Source organism: Herbaspirillum sp. BH-1 (genome assembly GCF_002870055.1).
In the GTDB taxonomy this organism is placed as follows: domain Bacteria; phylum Pseudomonadota; class Gammaproteobacteria; order Burkholderiales; family Burkholderiaceae_D; genus Herbaspirillum; species Herbaspirillum frisingense.
The window spans coordinates 677,655-693,116 of the sequence record NZ_PKOI01000001.1; the positions used below are offsets into that span (position 1 = coordinate 677,655).

The following is a 15,462-nucleotide window of genomic DNA, read 5'->3' on the forward strand; positions in this document are numbered from 1 at the left end:
GCGGGAGATTTCAGGCCGGCAAGCTCACCTGGGCGCGCAGGCCACCGCCGCTGCGATTGCACAGCAGCAGGCGCCCGCCATGGGCCTCCACGCTGGAGCGTGCGATGGCCAGCCCGAGGCCGACATGGCTGTCGCGGCCCCGATGGCGGGCCGGGTCAAGGCGTACGAAGGGCTTGAAGACTTCCTCCAATTGCGCCTCGGCGATGCCGGGGCCGTCATCATCGACCAGGATCGTGAGCGCGCCATCGGACTGCGCCCTCAGCGACAGGCGCGCCCTCTGGCCATAGCGCACTGCGTTGTCCACCAGGTTGCCCAGGGCGCGGCGCATGTGGATCGGGCGGCAGCGATAGGGCTGGGAAGTCGCCTCTTCCAGCAGCACCTGATGGCCCTGGGCCGACTGTTCCTCGGCGATCTCGCGCAATAGTGCCTGCAGATCAATCTGTTGGGTGGCTTCGGCGTGGGCGTCGTCGCGGGCAAAGTGCATCGTTTCTTCCACCATGGCCCGCATCTCCTCGAGGGTGCGGATCATCGCCGTGCGCAGCGCGGCATCGTCTACCAGTTCGGCCCGTAGTCTCAGGGAGGTGATCGGCGTGCGCAGATCGTGACTGATGGCGGCCAGCATGCGGGTGCGGTCTTCCACGAAGCGGCGCAGCCGTTGTTGCATCAGGTTGAAGGCGCTGGTGACGTCGCGCGCTTCCTGCGGGCCGGTGACCGGCAGGGCGTCGATCTGCTCACCCCGGCTGACCCGTTCGGCGGCCTGTGCCAGGGCCTTGATCGGGCGCAGGATGCGGCGCAGGAACAGCGCCACGATGACCAGCACCGGCAGCGTCGAGACCGGCACCGAGAAGCGTAGCGGGCGCTGCCAGCCCTGGGTGATCACCGGGAACTGCACGGTGTTGACCCAATGCCCATCTGGCGTGCGCAACGCCATGCGTAGCGTGGCCGGGCCTTCCGGGGATTCGTACAAGCTCACCCGCAGGGCATCGGCGGGCAGCGCCAGCATGTCCTGCAGGCGCTGGCGCAGAATGTCCTGATCGCGTCCTCGCTGGTGCTGGGCATCGATGTGCGGTTGCGGGTCCAGCGTATAGCGTCGGCTGTCCAGGCTGGCCTGGTGCAACGCCGCCCGGGCCTCGGGCGTGGGCAGCAGGCCCAGGCGCCAGGCGATGGCGGCGTGTTCGGCCATCTGCTCGCGCGAGATCACGTGGATACGTTCGCCATTGCCCAGTACCAGCATCAGGCCGATGGCATGGGCCGCTACCAGACCCACCAGCAGCAGGGCCAGCAGCTGGCCGGTCATGGTGCGCGGCCACAGTCTCATGAGACGGCGGGCTCTGCGCTGACCTGGGCCGCCAGCAGATAACCGTTGCCCCATACCGTCTTGAGCAGGCTCGGGCGGCGCGGGTCGGGTTCGAGTTTCTTGCGCAGGCGGCTGACCTGGCTGTCGATGCTGCGATCGAAGGCCTGGGCTTCGGTGCCGGCGGTGAGGTCCAGCAGGCGGTCGCGCGAGAGCACGGTGTTGGGATGTTCCACCAGGACGCGCAGCAGGCGGTATTCGACGCTGGAGAGGGTCACGCTGGCGCCGTCGCGGTCGCGCAGTTCGCGCTTGTCTACATCCAGGGTCCACGTATCGAAGAGGTAGCGCCGCACCGCCAGCGGTGCAGCGGGCAGCGCTGCGCCCGGTAGTTGACGGGCGATGCGGCGCAGCACGCTGCGGATGCGGGCCAGCAATTCGGCGGGTTCGAAGGGCTTGATCAGGTAGTCGTCGGCACCGGTGTCCAGGCCGCGGATGCGGTCGTCGCTGGAGGCCATGGCCGTCAGCAGGATCACCGGCGTACCCAGTTGCTGGTCGATGTAGCGGCACAGCGAGAGCCCGTCCTCGCCCGGCATCATCACATCCAGCACGACCAGGTCGAAACGTTGCCTGCCCAGCAGCGCGCGCGCCTGCGCGGCATCCAGGGCCATGCTCACCAGCAGGTCCTGGCGGCGCAGGTAGGCGGCCAGCGGTTCACAGATATCGGGATGATCATCCACCACCAGGATGTGGCGTTGCGCTTGCATGGTTGTTCCTTCTCCGGTGGCCTTGGCTTGCCACACTTTGACAAACTTTTGTCGATTTTAAATGAATATAATTCTCATTTGCAAATCAACGGCAATCGACCAGAACCCGTCCGGTCTGGCGCAAATCCATTTCCCCAGCGACGTTGCAGGCCATGACCGTGGCCAGCAGGGGAGCGTTTGCGCCTGGACGTCGGCACGCTGGCATCCAACAGGGGAAGCAATCACATGTACGCATACCGACTTTTCACACCCAATCGCATGGCGCTCGCGGTGGCTGCCGCGCTGGCCTTGTCGGCCGGCCTGGCACAGGCGCAGCAGGCCGACGATGGCCTCAGGCAGGTGGTGGTCACCGCCACCGGTTTCGAGCAGGAAGTGATCGATGCACCGGCCAGCATCACCGTCATCGGCCAGGATGAATTGAAGAAGAGACCCTTTCGCGACCTTACCGATGCCTTGAAGGATGTCGAGGGCGTGACTGTCACCGGCACCGCCAGCGAAAAGGACATCTTCATTCGTGGCCTGCCCGGTGCCTATACCCTGATCCTGGTGGACGGCAAGCGGCAGAGCACGCGCGATGCGCGCACCAACGGCAATTCCGGCTTCGAGCAATCCTTCATTCCCCCGCTGGCGGCCATCGAACGCATCGAGGTGGTGCGCGGGCCGATGTCCTCGCTCTACGGCTCAGATGCGATGGGCGGCGTGATCAACATCATCACCAAGAAGGTGGCGCGCCAGTGGGGCGGCTCGGTCAGCGTCGATACCACCTTGCAGCAGCATGCCGACTCGGGAGATGCCTACCAGGGCCAGTTCTACGTCAACGGTCCCATCGCCAGCGATGTGCTGGGACTGCAGATGTGGGGCAAGGTCTACAAGCGCCAGGAAGACCGCATCCTCAACGGTAATACCAAGGCGCTGGACACCGACTTTACCGCCCGTCTGGCGCTGACGCCCAACAAGGACCACGACATCCTGGCCGAGATCGGTACCACCCAGGTGCGGCGCGATGCCTCCAGCTATCACACCCTGGCGGCCACGCGTACCACGGCCGATACCTACAACGAAAACCCGCGCGACCACATGTCGCTGTCGCATACCGGTCGCTATGGCTGGGCCACCTCGGATGTGTCCATCTCCTACGAGAAGGCGCAGCGCAAGAGCTACACCGAAAGCCCGGTCGGCAGCGACAGCTACACCCAGGCCGCGCGCGCCCCCAAGATCGAGAACCTGGTGATGGACGGCAAGCTGTCCCTGCCGCTGGGCGCGCACTGGCTGGTACTGGGCGGCCAGTGGAACGAGGCCACCCTGACCGACGTCAACCCGGGCGTGAGCAGTACCCTGGTGCAGCAGTTCAAGATCACCCAGAAGGCGCTGTTCGTCGAGGACGAGTGGAAGCTGACCGAACGCCTGGCCCTCACCGGCGGCCTGCGCCTGGACAACCACCAGGTCTATGGCAACCACTGGAGCCCGCGCCTGTATGCGGTCTGGCATGGCACCGAGCAACTGGTGCTCAAGGGCGGCGTCTCGCGTGGTTTCCGGGCGCCGGAGATTCGCACCATCGCACCGGGCTACGCCTATACCACCGGGGGCGCGGGTTGCACGGTCGGCCCCACCGGCACCTGCGGGGTCATCATCGGCGACCCCAACCTCAAGCCCGAGACCAGCACCAGCTGGGAAATGGGCGCACAGTGGGATAACCACGCCGGCCTGGCCGCCGGTGCCACGCTGTTCTACACCGACTTCAAGGACAAGGTCAGCAATGCCCTGGTCTATAACGCCGATGGCAGCATTGCGCGCTGGTCGGCCAACAGCAACTATCGTCTCTGGACCAGCTACAACGTCGATCGCGCCACGATCAAGGGCATCGAGTTGAGCGGGCGCTGGCAGGCCACCCGCAGCGTGGCGTTCAAGTCCAACTACACCTATACCGATTCACGCCAGAAGGGAGGCGCCTACGATGGCTATGCGCTGGCCCGCACGCCCAAGCACATGTTCAACCTGCGTGCCGACTGGACTCCGGCCGATGCCTGGACCGTCTGGAGTGCGCTGGCCTACCACGGCAAGGAGGTCAATGCAGCTGCGCGCGTGGGGACCGCCGGCACCACCATTTCCTCGTCGGGGGTCAAGGAGTACCAGGGCTATACCCTGGCCGACCTGGGTGTGACGCATGACATCAACAAGCTCACCTCGGTCAGCGCGGCGATCTATAACCTTACCGACAAGCGTCTGGATGAGCAGAGCTTCAACACCGTCGGCGATGGGCGCCGGCTGTGGGTCAGCCTGACGCAGCGCTTCTGATGGCCGGCGTCGATCTGCACCGGCGGCGCCTGCTGGCGGCCGCCATGCTGGCCAGCCTGCCGGCAATGGCGGTAGCGCAGCCTGATCTGTCGCAGCGGCTGGGGCCGACGATTGCCGAGCACGGTTCGGCCTGGTATCGCTTCGAGCGCTTTGCGCTGCGCTCGCAGGACGGCCAGCGCGGCTACCGGGTGACCGTGTGCCTGCCACGCCGTGCCGCGCCGGCGGACGGTTATCCGGCCATCGTCCTGTTGGACGGCAATGCCGCGCTGGCGGCCATCGAAGAAGCGCAGTTGCAGGCGCTGGACGCGGTCGGACCGCCGTTGATCGTGGCCATCGGCTATGACACTGACCTGCGCTTCGATGTCGCGGCACGCGCCTATGACTACACGCCGCCCATTCCTGCCGGGCAGGCCGATGACGAAGCCCTGCGCGGACGCCGGGGCGGTGGGGCCGATGTGTTCCTGGACCTGCTGCAGGATCGCATCCTGCCGCAGGTGCGTCGGCTGGCGCCATTGGACAGTACGCGCCTGAGCCTGTGGGGGCATTCCTACGGTGGCTTGTTCGTCTTGCATACGCTGTTCACCCGGCCGGGGCTGTTCTCCCGCTATATCGCCGCCAGCCCGTCGCTGTGGTGGCAGCGCGGCCTGATCCTGGAAGAAGAACGGCGTTTCACGGAGGCGCCCGGCGCCCGGCTGTGGCTGATGGTGGGGGAGGCCGAACAGCGCGAGCGCAAGCCCGCCCGGGAGCTCGATGAGCGTAGCCGCGCCATGCTGGCCGCGCGCGCCTGGTTACCGCCCCAGGCACTGCAGGAAATGGCGGTGCGGCTGCGTCAGCGCCAGGGGCTGGAGGTGCAGATGCGCAGCTTCCCGGGGCTGGCGCACGGACCGATGCTGCCGGCCTCACTGGCCCCGGCGCTGCGTATCGCTGCCGGGCTGGCGCCTTGAGACGGACGGCTGCGGGAGCTGCGTGGGCGGGTTTGTATCGTCATGTATCGCAAAGTAAAAGACCCGCGATGGGGCTGGCACAGCGCAGCAGTGAAGCTATAATTGAGAATTGTTATTATTTGCAGCCTGCTTCATTTCGGTTGTCGATTTCATGAAGGATTCTTCGCTCATCCCTGTCAATGCCGTTGCGGACCAGAAGCGTCGGGCCTTCTGGCTCAAGCACCTGCACCAGTGGCACTGGATCAGTTCCGGCATCTGCCTGGTGGCGATGCTGGCTTTCGCCGTCACCGGACTGACGCTGAACCACGCCGCACAGATCGAAGCAAAGCCGCAGGTGGTGCATCGCACCGCCGTGCTGCCGCCCGCGCTGCTGACCCCGCTGCGCCAGCAGGCCGAGGCGGCATCCGCCGTCGATACCAAAGGCGGCAGCAAGGACCCCTTGCCCGCGCCGGTGCGGGACTGGGTGGCCCAGCAATGGTCGGTGGCGGTGGGCACGCAGGCGGCGGAGTGGTCGACCGACGAAGTCTATGTGGCGCTGCCACGTCCCGGCGGCGATGCCTGGCTGCGGGTGGCGCTGGAAGACGGGCAGGTGGAATACGAAAAGACCGATCGCGGCTGGATCTCCTATTTCAACGACCTCCACAAGGGCCGCAATACCGGCGCCGCCTGGAGCTGGTTCATCGACATTTTCGCCGTAGCCTGCCTGGTGTTCTGCATCACCGGGCTGTTCCTGTTGCAGATGCATGCCGGCAAGCGCCCGGCCACCTGGCCGCTGGTCGCGCTGGGCCTGGTGGCGCCGCTGTTGCTGGCGCTGCTGTTCATGCATTGAAGCTTGCGTTTTTCTCCCAGCCAGACAAGCCCATGGGCTTGCAGCCAGCCATCCTGTCTTATTTTGCGAGGTCACATGAAGCGTAGTCATTCCATGCTGCTCAAACCGACCGCCCTGGCGCTGGCCATGGCGGCGCTGTTCGCCACGACCGCCCCGGCCGGTGCGGCGGAGATGAACCTGAAGATCGAGGTCCCCACCCTGAACGTGGCCGAATACCACCGGCCCTACCTGGCGGCCTGGATCGAACGCGCCGACCAGAGTGTGGCGGCCAATCTGGCGGTCTGGTACGACGTCAAGAAAAAGGACAAGGAAGGCGAGAAGTGGCTCAAGGATATGCGCCAGTGGTGGCGTCGTAGTGGCCGCGAGCAGCAGATGCCGATCGACGGCGTCAGCGGTGCTACCCGCGCGCCGGGTGAGCAGAAGCTCAATTTCGGTTCGGCCAAGGGGCCGCTGGCCAACCTGGCCCCGGGTGACTATGTGCTGATGGTGGAAGCCGCCCGCGAAGTCGGTGGGCGCGAACTGGTCAAGCTGCCGTTCCAGTGGCCGCCCACGTCGGCCCAGAGCGCCAAGGGCCAGGGCAGCAGTGAACTGGGGGCAGTGGCGCTGGAACTGAAGCCCTGATGCCCTGAAGCAGACCATCACACCATAAAACCATCAAGAAAGAGGAAGCTGTCATGACGTTTTCCCTGAAGCATTTCACCGCCCGTTCCATGAAGATTGCCGCGCTGGCCCTGGCCATCAGCCTGCCGCTGTCGGCCCATGCCCATCGCCAGTGGCTGCTGCCCTCGGCCACCGTGCTCTCCGGCAGCGAGGCCTGGGTGACGGTGGATGCGGCGGTCTCCAACGACCTGTTCTACTTCGAACACTTCCCGCTGCGCCTGGACGGGCTGGTCGTGACCGGCCCCGACGGCAAGCCGCTGCAGGCGGTCAATGCCGCCACCGGCAAGTATCGCAGCACCTTCGATGTGCAACTGAGCCAGCCCGGCACCTACAAGATCGCCGTGGTCAACAACGGCGTCTTCGCCAGCTACAAGATCGATGGCCAGCAGAAGCGCTGGCGCGGTAGCGCCGAGGCCCTGGCCAAGGAGATCCCGGCCAACGCCACCGAACTGAAGGTGACCCAGATGAATAGCCGGGTGGAGACCTTCGTCACCGCCGGCAAGCCGACCACGGCCGCCCTGACGCCGACCGGCACCGGTCTGGAGCTGGTCCCCGTGACCCATCCCACCGACCTGGTGGCGGGTGACACTGCGACCTTCCAGCTGCTGCTGGACGGCAAGCCGGCCGCCGACATCGAGGTGGAACTGGTACCCGGCGGCATCCGCTATCGCGACAAGCTGCTCGACACCAAGCTCAAGACTGCGGCCGACGGCAAGTTCAGCGTGAAGTGGGCGGGTCCGGGCATGTACTGGATGGAAGCCAGCGTCGCCGACCAGAAGACCACGCTGCCGCAGGCCACCCAACGCCGCGCCACCTACATCGCCACCATCGAAGTACTGCCCTGAGCACGGCCTGACCGACCTTGTTGGCGCCTGCGATGCGGGCGCCGTTTTCATTTTGGATACCTGTTTGGAGTGTGAGCGGTGACGATGTCCCATCGCGTGTTGATCCCCATCGACCTGGAGGCCCCGGCCGCGCTGCCCGCCGGGGCAGTGGCCCATCGCCTGGCCGGCGACACCATGGGCACGACCTGGAGCGTGCAGTTGCTGGCCCCACCGGCGCTGACCACGGCCGCCATTGCCGATGCCATCCAGGCGCAGTTGCAGCGCGTGATCGACGAGATGAGCACCTGGTCGTCGCAGTCCATCATCAGCCGCTTCAACCGGGCCGAGGCCGGTAGCTGGCATACATTGCCGCCAGCGTTCTTTACCGTGCTCGATGCCGCGCTGACGATGGCGGCCGACAGCGAAGGCGCCTTCGATCCCACGGTCGGGCCGCTGGTCGATCTGTGGGGCTTTGGTGCCGGTAGCGTGGCCGCCGACCGTCTGAGCCTGCCCCATCCGGAGCGCCTTGCGGCCGTGCGCCAGCGCTGCGGCTGGCAGCGCATCGTGCTGGACCGCGAGCAGCGCCGGGTGCTGCAGGCCGGTGGCGTTTCTCTGGATTTTTCAGGTATCGCCAAGGGTTACGCGGTCGATCTGGTGGCGCAGGCCCTGCATGAACTTGGCTGTGCAAGCTGGCTGGTGGAAATCGGTGGCGAGCTGGCCGGGCAGGGCCTCAAGGCCGACGGCCAGCCCTGGTGGGTGGCGCTGGAACGGCCCCCGCACGATACGGCCCCGGGCATGGTGGTGGCGCTGCACGGCCTGTCGGTGGCGACCTCGGGCGACTATCGCCGCTATGTCGATCATCAGGGCCAGCGCTATGCCCACACCATCGATCCGCGTAGTGGCGCACCGGTACGGCAGGCGCTGGCCTCGGTGACGGTACTGCATCGGCAGTGCATGGTGGCCGATGCACTGGCCACCGTGCTGACCGTGCTGGGCGAGGAGGCCGGCATGGCCTTCGCCCGCCAGCGCGGTATTGCGGCGCTGTTCATCAGCGCGCAGCCGCAGGGCTACCGGGAGACCATGACCCCGGCCCTGGCCGCCATGCTGGAGTGAGCATGGCACTGCAGACCCGTTACCTGCTGGCGGCGCTCATCGCGCTGACCTACCTCGTCTTCTGCGTCATGACGGCGCTCACCTACCGCCGCGCGCAGCGTCGGCAGCAGGCGCAATGGGCGGGCGCGGGCGCCGGTAACAGCGATGCCGCCACCGTGCTGCTGGCCTTTGCCAGCCAGACCGGCACGGCCGAGCGCCTGGCTCTGCAGAGCGCGCAGAGCCTGCGGGCCGGCGGCATGGCGGTACGCGTGTTGCCGCTGGACCAGTTGCAGGAGGATGACCTGCTGCACGAGGATGACCTGCTGCGCAGGCGACTGCTCCTGTTCGTGGTCAGCACCACCGGCGAGGGCGATGCGCCCGACATGGCCGCCACCCTGGCGCAACGCATGGCGCAGCCGTCCCCGGGCGCGCCGCTGCCGCAACTGCAGTTCGGCGTGCTGGCGCTGGGCGACCGCAGCTACCAGCAATATTGCGCCTTCGGGTATGCGCTGCATGCCTGGCTGGGGCGCCGCCATGCGCAGCCGCTGTTCGATGTGATCGACGTCGACAACGGCGACGACGGCGCCCTGCGCCATTGGCAACATCAGCTGGGCGTACTCAGCGGTCACAGCGACGAGGCCGACTGGAGCGCCCCGGCCTACGGGCGCTGGCGGCTGGCGCAGCGGCAACTGCTCAATCCGGGTAGCGCCGGTGGAGCGGTGTACCACCTGCAACTCACGCCGCTGGACCTGCCCGCGCCGAGCTGGCAGGCCGGCGACATCGCCGAGATCGGCCCGCGCAACAGCGACCAGGCGGTACAGAGCTTCATACAGGCGCTGGGTTTGCAGAATGAAATGTCAACGCTGGCTCCGGTGCTCGCCAGCCGCTTGCTGCCGCACGAGGCTGCGGCGCTGCAGGCCTTGCGCGGCTTGTCCGGCGCTGACCTGCTCGCCCGTCTGAAACCCTTGCCGCACCGTGCCTATTCGATTGCCTCGCTGCCGGCCGATGGCGGCCTGGAGCTGATGGTGCGGCTGATGCACCAGCCCGATGGACGGGCCGGCATCGGTTCCGGCTGGCTGGGCCTGCATGCCGCGCCGGGCCAGGAGATCGACCTGCGGGTGCGGGTCAATACCGCCTTCCATGGCCCGCAGGACGACCGTCCGCTGATCCTGATCGGTAACGGCACCGGGCTGGCCGGACTGCGTGCGCATCTGCGCCAGCGCATCGCCGCCGGGCAGCGCCGCAACTGGCTGCTCTTCGGCGAGCGTTCGCATCGGCACGACTTCTTCCATGGCGACGAACTGCAGGGCTGGCTGGCCGAGGGCCATCTGCAGCGGCTGGACCTGGCCTTTTCGCGCGACCAGGCACAGCGCGTCTACGTGCAGGACAAGCTGCGCGAGGCCGCCGCTGAACTGCAGCAGTGGGTGGAGCAGGGCGCCAGCCTGTACGTGTGCGGCAGCCTGCAGGGCATGGCGGCCGGCGTCACGCTGGCGCTGCAGGAGATTCTGGGCGAGGCGGCCCTGCAGGCGCTGGCCGAGCAGGGGCGTTACCGGCGCGACGTCTATTGAGGGCAGGCGTCGGGCCTTACAGGTGAAGTTGGCTGACAATGCCGGGAAATCCCATGGATTTGCCGGCATTTGCTTTATTTGCTTTTTCTCCCCGTTGCGCGAGAGAATGTCACATCAAATCAATGAGATAAGAACAACATGAGCCTATTCGCCAGCCTGCTGCTGATCCTGCTTCTGGTGGTGGTCAGCGCCTTTCTTTCCTGCGCCGAGATTTCCATTGCAGCCTCCCGCAAGATCCGCCTGGAGATGATGTCCAAGGAGGGTGTGCAAAATGCCGACCGCGTGCTCTCGCTGCAGGCGCAGCCGGGCAATTTCTTCACGGTGGTGCAAATCGGTCTGAATGCCGTGGCCATCCTCGGTGGTGTGGTCGGCGAGCCGGCGCTGACGCCGCATATGCGCGAGATCATCAGCACCTTCTATGTCGGCCCGTTGCTGGAGAATGTCAGCTTCGCCATGTCCTTCCTGGTGGTGACGGCCTTCTTCATCCTTTTCGCCGATCTGATGCCCAAGCGCCTGGCCATGGTGGCGCCGGAGCGGGCGGCGGTGGCGCTGGTCAAGCCGATGCTGTTGCTGGAGAAGATCTTCAAGCCGCTGGTGTGGTTCTTCAACAGCCTGTCGAAGTGGATTTTCACGCTCTTCGGCCTGCCCCAGGTGCGCACCGAAGTCATCACCCCCAACGAGATCCACGCCATGGTCGATGCCGGCGCCCAGGCCGGCGTGCTGCTCACGCAAGAGCATCACCTGATCGAAAACGTGTTCGAGCTGGAAAGCCGCTACGTGCCCTCGGCCATGACGCCGCGCGACAGCATCGTCTACTTCTTGCTCACCGATAGTGAAGACACGATACGCCAGAAGATCATCGAGCATCCGCATTCGCGCTTCCTGGTCTGCGAAGGCCATATCGATGCCGTGCTGGGCTATATCGACAGCAAGGACGTCTTGAAGCGCCTGCTCAAGGGTGAGCAGTTTTCCCTGGCCGACAAGGGGCTGGTGCATACCCCGCTGTCCATCCCCGACAGCCTGAACCTGTGGGAAGTGCTGGAGCGCATGAAGGCCATGGACGAAGACCTAGCCATCGTGGTCAACGAATATGCGCTGGTGGTGGGCATCATCAGCATCACCGATGTCACCGGGGTGTTGATGGGCAACCTGCTGGCCATCACCGTGGAAGAGCAGCAGATCGTACGCCGCGATGAAAACTCCTGGCTGATGGATGGGCTCACACCGCTCAACGATGTGATGAACGAGCTGGACATCGATGAATATCCCAACCCGGTCGGCTACGAGACCCTGGCCGGCTTCATCATGTACATGCTGCGCAAGATTCCCAAGAAGACCGATTTCGTGCTGTTTTCGGAATACAAGTTCGAGGTGGTCGACATCGAGGGCAATCGCATCAATCAGTTGCTGGTGACCCGCTTCAAGCTGGAGCGGACGGACAAGGCGGACAAGGCGGATAAGGCGGATAACGCGGACAGGACCGACAAGGAAGCCGGTACGAATTAATACGATTTTTCAGATTTTTCCTATCCTCACGACCTGCCCGAATCGGGATACTTCCCCTCGGTCGTTTGCTTGAAAGACTGGTACTCGGGGAAAGCAGACGGCCGTTTTAAAAAGTAGCAAACGCAGCAAATGCAGCAAATGCAGTAACGCAGTAACTGAAGTAACCGTAGCAGAGGTAGTCGTGGGCAGCCCGCATCCGCAAGGATGCGGGCTTTTTTTCGTCGGTCGATTTCCGCATCGATGCTGCCGTCGACGATGCCCGGCCTGCAGCGCCTGCCGCATTGAAGTACAGTCAGGCCTTTGGTGTATTCAAGCGGGAAGTGAAATTGGGAAAAGAGGTCAAGAGCCCTTGCGTCTCCTTGTGCAAGCTCAAGCACGAAGTCTGTACCGGCTGCGGGCGCACCCGGGATGAAATCAAGGACTGGAAATCGATGAAGCGCAAGGCGCAGCTGGACACCGTCCATCTCGCCGCCAAGCGCCTGAAGGCCCTGAAGAAGAAATAGCGGCGGCCGTGTGCCGCCGCGAGCTTACGTCCTGGCCCCGTGGTTGCGTTCCGAAATCTGCGCGTTGAGCGTCCAGAAATCGTAGAGCACGCCCAGCAGGAAGAAGCCGCCCGTGAACAGGTAGAGGATGCCCGAAATCCATTTGCCGATATACATGCGGTGCACGCCAAACAGGCCCAGGAAGGTCAGCAGCAGCCACGCCACCGAGTAATTGACCTCGCCGCCCACGAAGCGGGCATCGGCCTGGCGGTCCATCGACGGGATCAGGAACAGGTCGATGATCCAGCCGATGCCCAGCAAGCCCAGCGTGAAGAACCAGATCGTGCCCGTCACCGGCTTGCCGTAGTAGAAGCGGTGAGCGCCGGTGAATCCGAAGATCCAGAGCAGGTAGCCCAGGGTTTTGCTGTGGGTGTCGTTGTTCATGCAGGCTCCAGAAAAAGTGCAGTTCAAAACCGTAAAAAGTAGGCGGCCCGGCACATTGTAGTGCGCGGACGGCGCATTGCCTTACGGTAGAGCTACAAACAGAAGTGAAGTTCAGCGACAGGCACCGGTCAGCAAAGCCCCGTGGGGCTTGCCCGCAAGAAAAGCTCAACTGGTATAAACTGTGAAGCTTCAGGAGGCACAGAACCTCCGCCACCTTCATTCCGCCATCTGTTGCCCATCGTGCGACCTTCGCTGCTCATCCCGCTCATCGTCGGCTGTGCGCTGTTCATGGAAAACATGGACGCCACCGTGCTGGCCACCTCGCTCCCCGCGCTGGCGCGCGATCTCAACCAGGACCCGATCACCCTCAAGCTGGCCATGACCGCCTATGTCGCGGCGCTGGGCGTGTTCATCCCGATCTCCGGCTGGATGGCCGACAAGCTGGGCGCGCGCAAGGTGTTCAGCGCAGCGATGATCGTGTTCATGACCGGTTCCATCCTGTGCGCGGTCTCCGGCTCGCTGGTGACCTTCGTTGCAGCGCGTTTCCTGCAGGGCATCGGCGGGGCCATGATGGTGCCGGTGGGGCGGGTCATCATCGCCCGCTCGGTGGACAAGTCCGAACTGGTCAAGGCGGTCAGCTACCTGACCCTGCCGGCGCTGCTGGGGCCGGTGGTGGGGCCGCTGCTGGGTGGTTTCATCACCACCTACTTCCACTGGCGCTGGGTATTCCTGATCAATATCCCGTTCTGCTTCCTCGGCCTGTACCTGGCCAAGCGCTTCATCCAGAACTTCAAGGAAGACGACCCGGCACCGCTGGATGTGAAGGGTTTTGTACTGACCTCGGTCGGCGCGGCCATGATCATGCTGGGCCTGTCGCTGTTCGGCAGCCATCTGGTGGATGGCGTCACGCCGGTGGCCATGTGCTCCATCGGCGCCATCGCGCTGGTGATGTACTACCGCCATTCCACCCAGATCGCCTTCCCGCTGCTGGACTTCCGGCTGCTGCGCATTCCCACCCTGCATGCCAGCGTGGTGGGTGGTTCGCTGTTTCGCATCGGCCTGGGCGCCGTGCCTTTCCTGCTGCCGCTGGCCTTGCAGGAAGGGTTGGGGATGACCGCCTTCCAGGCCGGCAGCATCACCTGCGCCTCGGCCTTCGGCTCGCTGTTCATCCGCCTGCTGGCCAGCCGCGTGCTGCGCCGCTATGGCTTCCGCACGGTGCTGATGGTCAATGCCGTGTTCGCCGGTATTGCCCTGGCGGCGTACGGTATCTTCAGCATCCATACGCCTTATCTGCTCATTGTCACCATCGTGTTGATGGGCGGCGTGTTCCCGGCGCTGCAGTTCACCTGTCTCAATTCGATTGCCTATGCCGACATCGACAACCGCGATGCCGGTCGCGTCACCAGCCTGGCCAGCGTGATCCAGCAGCTGTCGCTGGGACTGGGCGTGACCGTGGCCGGTATCGTGCTGCAGCTGTCGAACCACCTGCAAGGCCATTCCAGCATCGTCGCTGCCGACTTCTGGCCGGCCTTCGTGGTGATCGGCCTGTTCTCGGTAGCCTCGGTGCCGATCAGCGGCAGGCTGCCGCACAACGCGGGCCTGGAGCTGTCGCGCGGCAAATGAGCCGATAGGGGAGACGGGGCAGGGCTGGTATCATCGCCGCACCGTCACGATGGAGTTCCGCATGTCCCTTCCTTCCTCCCCCCTGCGCCGCCTGGTTGCGGCCAGCCTGATCCTCGCCTCCTGCAGCGCCTTCGCATTTTCCCTCTCCGACCTGAGCAACCAGGACGCCAGCGCCGGCTTGAAGGCCGCGCTGGAAAAGGGCGCCAGCACGGCGGTCGCCAACCTCGGGCGTCCCAATGGCTTCCTCAATAACGACAAGGTCAAGATCCATCTGCCCGGTGCTCTGGAGCAGGCCATGCCCATCCTGCGCATGACCGGCATGGGTGGCCAGGTCGATGGCCTGGTGGCCGACATGAACCACGCGGCCGAAGCCGCCGTGCCGCTGGCCAAGCCGCTGCTGATCAACGCGGTCAAGGCCATGTCGGTGAGCGATGCCAAGAACATCCTGACCGGTGGCGACACCTCGGTGACCGACTTCTTCCGTCAGAAGACCTCGGGCGAACTGGCCGTGAAGTTCCTGCCGCTGGTCAAGCAGATCACCGACCGCAACGGGCTTTCCGGCCGCTATAACGCGGTGATGGGGCAGGTCGCCAAGTCCGGATTGGTCAGCGCCGACCAGAGCACGGTGGAGGGCTACGTCACGCAGCGCGCGCTGGATGGTCTGTTCCTGATGATCGGCGAAGAGGAAAAGGCGATCCGCAAGGACCCGGTGGGCAGTGGCAGCGCCATCATCGGCAAGGTGTTTGGGGCCATCCGCTGAATACGTTCCAGGCCGATTCCTGATTTCCGACGCTGGCCGCCGCCAGCAGGTTGCATGGAGAAATCGCCGGTTACAGCTGTAATACCGTTCAGTCAAGCTTGTTACCAGCCCGAAAGCTTGCTCAGACCTTGCTTGCGCCACCGCTGACCGTTCGTCCTGAGTAGCGGCGTAGCCGCGTATCGAAGGCGCGCCACAAGCCGAGCAGCGCCTTCGATACGGCCCTAGAGGGCCTACTCAGTCCGAACGGTTTCAAATGGCTCAAAGAGAACCAAGCAAAATCGCCGCGCCAAAGTCACTGGCGCGGCGATTTTTTTTGACGCTTTACATCGTCGCCAAGCTCGGCAGGATGCCGCTTGGGGCAAGGGATAGCGCCGGAT

At 64.8% G+C, this 15,462-nt stretch carries 14 protein-coding genes; 11 read left to right on the forward strand and 3 right to left on the reverse strand.

Annotated elements, in window-relative coordinates; translation table 11 throughout:
- Positions 1–10: 10 nt before the first annotated feature.
- Together HBH1_RS03070 and HBH1_RS03075 are read right to left on the reverse strand one after the other, a co-directional pair.
- Complete coding sequence (locus tag HBH1_RS03070; RefSeq protein WP_233207499.1) at positions 11–1,318, reverse strand: ATP-binding protein; 1,308 nt, start codon at positions 1,316–1,318, stop codon at positions 11–13.
- Entirely contained in the window at positions 1,315–2,058 is a 744-nt protein-coding gene (locus tag HBH1_RS03075) for a response regulator (RefSeq protein WP_102661523.1), read from the reverse strand. The genes HBH1_RS03070 and HBH1_RS03075 overlap by 4 nt, the downstream gene beginning before the upstream one ends.
- A gap of 225 nt (positions 2,059–2,283) precedes the next feature.
- On the opposite strand from HBH1_RS03075, the gene HBH1_RS03080 reads away from it, so the two are divergent.
- The 9 genes from HBH1_RS03080 (at position 2,284) to HBH1_RS03120 (ending at position 12,279) form a co-directional block, all read left to right on the forward strand.
- A complete protein-coding gene (locus tag HBH1_RS03080; RefSeq protein WP_102661524.1) occupies positions 2,284–4,353 on the forward strand; it encodes a TonB-dependent receptor domain-containing protein in 2,070 nt (689 codons plus the stop codon).
- A complete protein-coding gene (locus tag HBH1_RS03085; protein WP_102661525.1) occupies positions 4,353–5,297 on the forward strand; it encodes an alpha/beta hydrolase in 945 nt (314 codons plus the stop codon). The genes HBH1_RS03080 and HBH1_RS03085 overlap by 1 nt, the downstream gene beginning before the upstream one ends.
- 151 nt (positions 5,298–5,448) lie before the next feature.
- Entirely contained in the window at positions 5,449–6,126 is a 678-nt protein-coding gene (locus HBH1_RS03090; RefSeq protein WP_077238227.1) for a PepSY-associated TM helix domain-containing protein, read from the forward strand.
- A gap of 75 nt (positions 6,127–6,201) precedes the next feature.
- On the forward strand, positions 6,202–6,747 hold the full coding sequence (locus HBH1_RS03095) for a DUF2271 domain-containing protein (protein WP_102661526.1): 546 nt from the start codon (positions 6,202–6,204) through the stop codon (positions 6,745–6,747).
- Between the two features lie 53 nt (positions 6,748–6,800).
- Positions 6,801–7,631 carry a DUF4198 domain-containing protein gene (locus tag HBH1_RS03100; protein ID WP_102661527.1) on the forward strand — a complete coding sequence of 277 codons (831 nt, stop codon included), beginning with the start codon at positions 6,801–6,803 and terminating at the stop codon, positions 7,629–7,631.
- Positions 7,632–7,715: 84 nt separating this feature from the next.
- Positions 7,716–8,723, forward strand: a complete 1,008-nt coding sequence (locus HBH1_RS03105; protein WP_102661528.1) for an FAD:protein FMN transferase — start codon at positions 7,716–7,718, stop codon at positions 8,721–8,723.
- A 2-nt stretch (positions 8,724–8,725) separates the two neighbouring features.
- Positions 8,726–10,270, forward strand: a complete 1,545-nt coding sequence (locus tag HBH1_RS03110) for a sulfite reductase subunit alpha (protein ID WP_199181512.1) — start codon at positions 8,726–8,728, stop codon at positions 10,268–10,270.
- Between the two features lie 138 nt (positions 10,271–10,408).
- The gene (locus HBH1_RS03115) at positions 10,409–11,776 is read left to right on the forward strand and encodes a polyamine export protein PaeA (protein WP_102661530.1); all 1,368 of its coding nucleotides are present in this window, start codon (positions 10,409–10,411) and stop codon (positions 11,774–11,776) included.
- A 320-nt stretch (positions 11,777–12,096) separates the two neighbouring features.
- Positions 12,097–12,279, forward strand: a complete 183-nt coding sequence (locus HBH1_RS03120) for a DUF1289 domain-containing protein (protein WP_369878589.1) — start codon at positions 12,097–12,099, stop codon at positions 12,277–12,279.
- Between the two features lie 24 nt (positions 12,280–12,303).
- Here HBH1_RS03120 and HBH1_RS03125 read toward each other — a convergent pair whose 3' ends face one another.
- Positions 12,304–12,702 carry an NINE protein gene (locus tag HBH1_RS03125; RefSeq protein ID WP_102661531.1) on the reverse strand — a complete coding sequence of 133 codons (399 nt, stop codon included), beginning with the start codon at positions 12,700–12,702 and terminating at the stop codon, positions 12,304–12,306.
- A gap of 231 nt (positions 12,703–12,933) precedes the next feature.
- Here HBH1_RS03125 and HBH1_RS03130 point away from each other — a divergent pair, with 231 nt between their 5' ends.
- Together HBH1_RS03130 and HBH1_RS03135 are read left to right on the forward strand one after the other, a co-directional pair.
- The gene (locus tag HBH1_RS03130) at positions 12,934–14,325 is read left to right on the forward strand and encodes an MFS transporter (RefSeq protein WP_369878590.1); all 1,392 of its coding nucleotides are present in this window, start codon (positions 12,934–12,936) and stop codon (positions 14,323–14,325) included.
- 61 nt (positions 14,326–14,386) lie between these two features.
- Complete coding sequence (locus HBH1_RS03135; protein ID WP_006464551.1) at positions 14,387–15,085, forward strand: DUF4197 domain-containing protein; 699 nt, start codon at positions 14,387–14,389, stop codon at positions 15,083–15,085.
- The last annotated feature ends 377 nt before the right edge of the window (positions 15,086–15,462 follow it).